Source organism: Thauera phenylacetica B4P (genome assembly GCF_000310225.1).
GTDB classification, from domain to species: Bacteria; Pseudomonadota; Gammaproteobacteria; order Burkholderiales; family Rhodocyclaceae; genus Thauera; species Thauera phenylacetica.
Map to the genome: position 1 here is coordinate 1 of NZ_AMXF01000212.1, position 7,000 is coordinate 7,000.

At 69.0% G+C, this 7,000-nt stretch carries 6 protein-coding genes and 1 pseudogene; 4 read left to right on the forward strand and 3 right to left on the reverse strand.

The features are described from left to right. Positions 1-7 precede the first annotated feature (7 nt). The 3 genes and pseudogenes from C667_RS18435 to C667_RS25185 all read right to left on the reverse strand — a co-directional run. Positions 8-778: an FCD domain-containing protein gene (locus C667_RS18435; RefSeq protein ID WP_004375004.1), complete on the reverse strand. Its 771-nt coding sequence runs from the start codon at positions 776-778 to the stop codon at positions 8-10. 402 nt (positions 779-1,180) lie between these two features. Beyond that, on the reverse strand, positions 1,181-1,522 hold the full coding sequence (locus C667_RS18440) for a DUF7317 family protein (protein WP_004375006.1): 342 nt from the start codon (positions 1,520-1,522) through the stop codon (positions 1,181-1,183). 43 nt (positions 1,523-1,565) lie between these two features. Next, positions 1,566-1,709: pseudogene (locus tag C667_RS25185) on the reverse strand (type I-E CRISPR-associated protein Cas6/Cse3/CasE); the annotation flags it as partial. Between the two features lie 367 nt (positions 1,710-2,076). Between C667_RS25185 and C667_RS18445 the strand changes: the two are divergent. From C667_RS18445 to C667_RS18460, 4 genes are all read left to right on the forward strand, one after another. Then, entirely contained in the window at positions 2,077-3,777 is a 1,701-nt protein-coding gene (locus C667_RS18445; protein ID WP_004375008.1) for an L-lactate permease, read from the forward strand. A 128-nt stretch (positions 3,778-3,905) separates the two neighbouring features. Continuing rightward, a complete protein-coding gene (locus tag C667_RS18450; RefSeq protein WP_004375010.1) occupies positions 3,906-4,739 on the forward strand; it encodes a (Fe-S)-binding protein in 834 nt (277 codons plus the stop codon). Beyond that, a complete protein-coding gene (locus C667_RS18455) occupies positions 4,736-6,175 on the forward strand; it encodes a LutB/LldF family L-lactate oxidation iron-sulfur protein (protein ID WP_004375012.1) in 1,440 nt (479 codons plus the stop codon). The genes C667_RS18450 and C667_RS18455 overlap by 4 nt, the downstream gene beginning before the upstream one ends. Before the next feature lie 23 nt (positions 6,176-6,198). Then, on the forward strand, positions 6,199-6,870 hold the full coding sequence (locus C667_RS18460; protein ID WP_004375014.1) for a LutC/YkgG family protein: 672 nt from the start codon (positions 6,199-6,201) through the stop codon (positions 6,868-6,870). Positions 6,871-7,000: the final 130 nt, after the last annotated feature.

A 7,000-nucleotide genomic window follows, 5' to 3' on the forward strand; every position in this document is an offset into this window, starting at 1 on the left:
CGGCCGCTCAGGCCGGCTCGCGGCGGCGCTGCGCGCGCTCGATGCGCAGGGCCTCGTCGCGCGTCTCGTCGAGCACTTCCTGCACGTAGTCCATGTGTTCGGAGGCGAGGCGGCGCGCGTCGTCGGGCCGGCCGCCGACGATCGCGTCGTACAGGGACTGGTGCTGGGCGAGCAGCTTGTCGCGCACCGCGCTGCCGAGCGGCAGCATGCCGCCGATGTTGGTCACCACGTTGTGCTCGAGCAGATCGAACAGGCTGCGGATGGTGTGCAGCAGCACCGCGTTGTGGCTGGCCTCGGCGATCGCGAGGTGGAAGAGGGCGTCGGCCCGCCCCTCGTCCGCCCGGCTGATGCGCCCCTGCTGCAGGTAGCAGTCCTGCACGCGCTCGAAGGCGGCCTTTAGGCGCTCGCGGTCGGGCGCGGTGGCGCGCTGCGCGGCGTAGTAGGCGCAGGCCCCCTCCAGGGTGTGGCGGAACTCGATGAGGTCGCGCTGCGCCTCGGGGTTGCGCTCGAGCAGCTCGATCATCGGATCGCGGAACGAGGCGCCGAGCGTGCTGTTCACGAAGGTGCCGCCGCCATGGCGGCTCACCAGCAGCCCGCGCGCCACCAGCTTCTGGATCGCCTCGCGCACCGACGGCCGCGACACGCCGAACTCCTCGGCGAGCGCACGCTCCGCAGGCAGGCGCTCGCCCGGGCGCAGGCTGCCCTCGAGCACCAGGGTCTCGATGCGCTCGACGATGCTGTCCGACAGGCGGCGGGGCTGGAGCGGGGCGGGTTTCATCGAGGGGGTGTCCTGGGTGGTGGTGTGGTGCGGGGTGTGAATCTAGTCCGGCGAGGGCGTGGGGGCAAGGGGATTGTCCGGGCTGTCCGGTTCCACGCGTCGGAGTCTTCCCGGCTGGTGTCGATCGTTGAAGGTCCTCGGGATCGCCACTGAGGAGCCGTCCGAGCGATCGGCGCCTTTTTCTAGCATTGGGGAGTCGAGGGGAGTTGCAGCCTGCGCGGGTCCCCGCTCCCATGGGTGGCGCTGGGCGCGGATGCCTGCGGGTGCTTGGGAAGGCGCGACTGCAGTTCGTCCCTGTGGGCGCGGGGAACACCCGGGGCAGCTTCGCGCCCGAGATTACGCTGCAAGCGACACGTCAGAAGCGGCATTAGATCCAGCCTTGCGAGTGCAATCAGAGGACCACTATCGGCTACGCCCATGCCGGGCGATTATCTCGAGTTCCGAGTCCAGCTTATCAGCGGGAGTGCGCACGACCGTGAGACCGGCCGCCCCGACGCGTTCAATGAAGGCCTCGACTCTGACACCGGCCACCTTGGCCGCTTGTGACAGTGTGAGCGTGCCGTCGTCGAACAGGCGCAATGCCAGGCTGACGCGTACGCCGCTCTCGAGCAGCACCTCGTCAAAGGGCACTGCGACGAAGACGGGATTGCCGTGCTTGGTCACGACTGAAAGATGACCTTCCTCGGCGCCACGGATGAGTTCCCCGGTGCGCTCGCGCAGGTCCCGTACGGTGAAGGCTTCCATGGCTGCGTCCTTGTGAGTTTGTGCTATCGAACGATAGAACAAATCAGTCCAGCGGCCGAACCAAAAGCAAGCCGCAGCCGAATGCCGTGGCACGCCCGATGCCACGTGCAAGCGTGGTTGCGAAACGCGCTGCATCGGTCACGACCAACTCGCCTGCTGGATCGACCGTACTGAAACGCAACCGACCGCGCTTGCCGCCGTGCGGTTCGTAGGCGGCACCGGATCCGGTGGTTCCTCACGCTCGACGCCGCGCAGCCTCGGACCAGGGCCGCTGTGGAACGGTACCCACCGCTCGCCGCCCCCTCCCGGCGCCCGCCGAACCCGCCCCTCATGCTCCCATCGATAAATCTGATGATTTCCATTGACAGGCCTCGCGGGCTCCCTTAGTCTGGTGCAACTTTCGGTAAAGTGGTAAGACCAATTTACGGGAAAGACGAAGGAACACTCATCCATATTTCATGAAATCCATCCGAAGGGGGAAGAGGCAATGATGGTTCGATCGATGTTCATGGCCGCGCGCACGATGCGCGCGCCGGTCTGAGGCGGGGGCTCCCATGCAGCCAGGTACGCTCGCATTTCTCGCCTTTTCTCCGATCCTGCTCGCCGCGGTGTTGCTGGTGGGCCTGCGCTGGCCCGCCAAGCGCGCGATGCCGGTCGTCTATATCCTCACCGCGGGCATCGGCTTGTACGTGTGGGAGATGAGCCTGAACCGCGTGCTCGCCTCGACCCTGCAGGGGCTGGTGATCACGGTCGGGGTGCTGTGGATCATCTTCGGCGCCATCCTGCTGCTCAACACGCTGAAGTACTCGGGCGGCATCACCGCGATCCGCGCGGGCTTCGCCACGATCAGCCCCGACCGCCGCATCCAGGCGATCATCATCGCGTGGCTGTTCGGCTGCTTCATCGAGGGCGCGTCGGGCTTCGGCACGCCGGCGGCGATCGCCGCGCCGCTGCTGGTGGCGATCGGCTTTCCGGCGCTGGCGGCGGTGCTGCTCGGCATGCTGGTGCAGAGCACGCCGGTGTCCTTCGGTGCGGTGGGCACGCCGATCATCATCGGCGTCAATAGCGGCCTCGACAGCGCGACGATCGGGGCGCAGCTCGCCGCCAAGGGCTCGAGCTGGGACGTCTTCCTGCAGGTGATCACCGGCAACGTGGCGATCATCCATGCCATGGTCGGCACGGTGATCCCGCTGATCATGGTGATGATGCTCACGCGCTTCTTCGGCCGCGAGAAGAGCTGGAAGGCCGGCCTCGAGGTGCTGCCCTTCGCGCTCTTCGCGGGGGTCGCCTTCACCGTGCCCTACGCCTTCACCGGCGTCTTCCTGGGGCCGGAGTTCCCCTCGCTGCTGGGCGGCCTGGTGGGCCTGGCCATCGTCACCAGTGCGGCGCGCTTCGGCTTCCTGGTGCCGAAGAAGAGCTGGGACTTCGCCGACCCGAAGGAGTGGCCGAGCGAGTGGATGGGCAGCATCGAGATGAAGCTCGACCAGCTCCCGCATCACCAGCCGATCAGCATCTTCCGCGCCTGGCTGCCCTACGTGCTGGTGGGGGCGCTGCTGGTGCTGAGCCGGGTGTTCCCCGAGATCGGCGGGGCGATGAAGTCGGTGGTGATCGTGTTCGCCGACATCCTGGGCGAGAAGGGCATCAAGGCCGACTTCCAGCCGCTCTACCTGCCCGGCGGCATCCTGGTGGCGGTGGTGCTGATCACCGTGTTCCTGCACGGCATGCACGCGCGCTCGCTGGTGAAGGCAGTGGGCGAGTCCTCGCGCGTGCTGCTCGGCGCCGGCTTCGTGCTGCTGTTTACCGTGCCGATGGTGCGCATCCTGATCAACTCGGGGGTGAACGCCGCCGACCTGCCGAGCATGCCGATCGCGATGGCGCGCTGGGTGGCCGACAGCGTGGGCAACGTGTATCCGCTGCTGGCGCCCGCGGTGGGCGCGCTCGGGGCCTTCATCGCGGGCTCGAACACGGTCAGCAACATGATGCTGAGCCAGTTCCAGTTCGGCGTGGCGACCTCGCTCGGCGTGTCCACGGCGATGATCGTGGCGGTGCAGGCGATCGGTGCGGCCGCCGGCAACATGGTGGCGATCCACAACGTGGTGGCGGCCTCGGCGACCGTGGGCCTGCTCGGTCGCGAAGGCGCGATCCTGCGCAAGACCTTCTGGCCGACGGTCTATTACGTGCTGATGACCGGCGCGGTGGCAATGATCGCGATCTACGTCCTCGGCGTGTCCGATCCGCTGCTCGCCGCCGGCTGAGCGCCGCAGAGGGGGGTGCTGCGGCATCCCCCGCGCGGCCGTCCCTCCTGCCGTCGCGGCCGCGCCGCGGCTGCAGTGCAATCCAGAGCCCAGCAATCCAGAGCCCAGCAACCCCGGAGCCCAGGCACATGAGCCCCCTGTCCCCCGCACCCGCCAACGCCACGCGCGTCGCGTCGCCGCTCGAGGCCGCGCGCCGCTACCCGCCCAAGCCGGCCGATGTTTATCTGTTCGGCACCTGCGTGATCGACGTGTTCTTTCCCGGTGCGGGGATGGACGCGATCCGCCTGCTCGAGCGCGAGGGCATCCGGGTGCATTTCCCGCAGGCGCAGAGCTGCTGCGGCCAGCCGGCCTATACCTCGGGCTACACCGACGAGGCGCGCGAGGTGGCGCGCGCGCAGCTCGCGCTCTTCGCCGGCGACTGGCCGGTGGTGATCCCGTCGGGCTCGTGCGCGGGCATGTTCCGCCATCACTACTTCGAGCTGTTCAAGGACGAGACGCAGACGCTGAAGCAGGTCGAGTCGCTGTCCGCGCGCACCTTCGAGCTCGCCGAGTTCCTGCTCGAGGTGTGCAAGGTCCGCTTCGAGCACACCGGCGCGCCGGTCAAGCTCGCGCTGCACACCTCCTGTTCGGCGCGGCGCGAGATGAACACGCATGTGCATGGGCGCGCGCTGCTCGCGCAGCTGGCGGGGGTCGAGCGCGTGGACCACGACCACGAGAGCGAGTGCTGCGGCTTCGGCGGCAGCTTCAGCGTGCGCATGCCCGACATCTCGGGCGCGATGGTGCAGGACAAGACCGCCGCGCTGAAGGGCTCGGGCGCGGCCGAGGTGGTGAGCGCCGACTGCGGCTGCCTGCTCAACATCAACGGCTGCTTCGAGAAGCAGGGCGACGCCCTGCGCGGCGAACACCTGGCGAGCTTCCTGCTTCGCCGCACGGCCTCGGCGAGCACGGGAGGTGCGCGATGAGCACGCTCGCCGACACCCCCGCGCAGCCGATCGCCTTCACCCGCAACGCGCGCGAGGCGCTCGCCGACGCGCAGCTGCGGCGCAACTTCCGCGGCGCGATGGATTCGCTGATGGACAAGCGCCGCAACCAGTTCCCCGACGGCGACGAGCTCGAGCGCCTGCGCGCCTTCGGCAACCGCGTGCGCGCACGCGCGCTGTCGAAGCTGCCGGACCTGCTCGAGCGCCTCGAGGCCAATCTCGCCCGCAATGGCGTGCAGGTGCACTGGGCGGAGACGGTGGAGGAGGCCAACGCCATCGTGCACGGCATCGCCGAGCGCCACGCGGCGAAGAAGGTGATCAAGGGCAAGTCCATGGTGTCCGAGGAGATGGAGATGAACCATTACCTCGGCGCGCGCGGCGTCGACTGCCTTGAGTCGGACATGGGCGAGTTCATCGTGCAGCTGCGCGAGGAGAAGCCCTCGCACATCATCATGCCGGCGATCCACCTCAACGCCGGCCAGGTCGCCAGGCTGTTCCACGACAAGCTCGACGTCGAATACACCGAGGACGTCGATCGCCTGATCCAGGTCGGGCGCGAGACGCTGCGGCGCAACTTCTTCGAGGCCGACATCGGGGTCTCGGGGGTGAACTTCGCGATCGCCGAGACCGGCACGCTGCTGCTGGTGGAAAACGAGGGCAACGGCCGCATGTCGACCACGGTGCCGCCGGTGCACATCGCCGTCACCGGCATCGAGAAGGTGGTCGAGCACCTGCGCGACGTGATCCCGCTGCTGTCGCTGCTGACGCGCTCGGCCACCGGCCAGCCGATCACCACCTACGTCAACATGATCTCCGGCCCGCGCAAGGCCGACGAGCTCGACGGTCCGCAGGAGGTCCACCTGGTGCTGCTCGACAACGGCCGCAGCCAGGCCTTCGCCGACGGCGAGCTGCGCCAGACGCTCAACTGCATCCGCTGCGGCGCGTGCATGAACCACTGCCCGGTGTATACGCGGATCGGTGGCCACGCCTACGGCACGGTGTATCCGGGGCCGATCGGCAAGATCGTCACCCCGCACATGCTCGGCCTGGAGACCACCCGCGACCTGCCCACGGCCTCGTCGATGTGCGGCGCCTGCGGTGAGGTGTGCCCGGTGAAGATCCCCATCCCCTCGCTGCTGCGCCGCCTGCGCGAGGAGGCGGTGCGCGCACCTGCCGCCGAGCCGCAGCACATGCGCGGGCAGGGTGCCAAGCACTCGAAGAAGGAGGCCCTGGTGTGGAAGGCGTGGCGCACGCTCAACACCTCGCCGGGCCTGTACCGCGTGGCGATGTACGCCGGCACCCGCCTGCGCAGGCTGATGCCGGCCGACATCGGGCCGTGGACGCGCTACCGCAGCGCGCCGAAGCCGGCCGCCCGCAGCCTGCACGAGCTCGCCCGCGAGCATCTGGGCGCGCAATGAACGACGCCAGGAGCGAAACCCCCATGAATGCGAAAGAACGGATCCTCGGCAAGCTGCGCGCCAGCCTCGCGGGCACGACCCCGGTCGCCGACGACTACGACATCGGCCTGGTCACCGATCCCTGGCGCTATGCGGCGGACGAGCGCATCGCGCGCCTGCGCCGCATGCTCGAGGCGGTGCATGGCGAGACCTTGCCGACCACCGCGGCGGAGTGGCCGCAGCGTGTGCTGGAGGCGCTCGCCGCGCGCGGCATCGACGAGCTGCTGGTGTCGCCCGCCACCGCACACGGCCGCCGCCTGGCCGAGCATGTGCGCGAACAGGGTGGTGCGCTGCGGCTGAAGGGCTACGAGCGCGCGGTGGAGGCGTGGAAGGACGAGCTCTTCTTCCATACGCCCGCGAGCCTCACCGGCACGCTGGGCGGCATCGCCGCCACCGGCAGCCTGGTGCTGTGGCCGAGCCCGCAGGAGCCGCGCCTGATGAGCCTGGTGCCGCCGCTGCACATCGCGCTGCTGAACGCCAGCGAGGTGCGCGACAACCTCTTCGAGCTCATGCAAGCGCAGCGCTGGACCGACGGACTGCCGACCAACGCCTTGCTGGTGTCGGGCCCGTCCAAGACCGCCGACATCCAGCAGACGCTGGCGTATGGCGCGCATGGGCCGAAAGAGCTGCTGGTGCTGGTGATCGAGGACGCCTGAGCGCCGCGTGCCGCCGCACCTTCGAGGCGCATCGCGCTCGCTCGAGCGCCGGGTTCGCAGCTGCCGCAGCTCCTACAGGCGGGGTCGGGACGCGCGGAGGTTCATGTAGGAGTGCCGGCAGGCGCGAAAA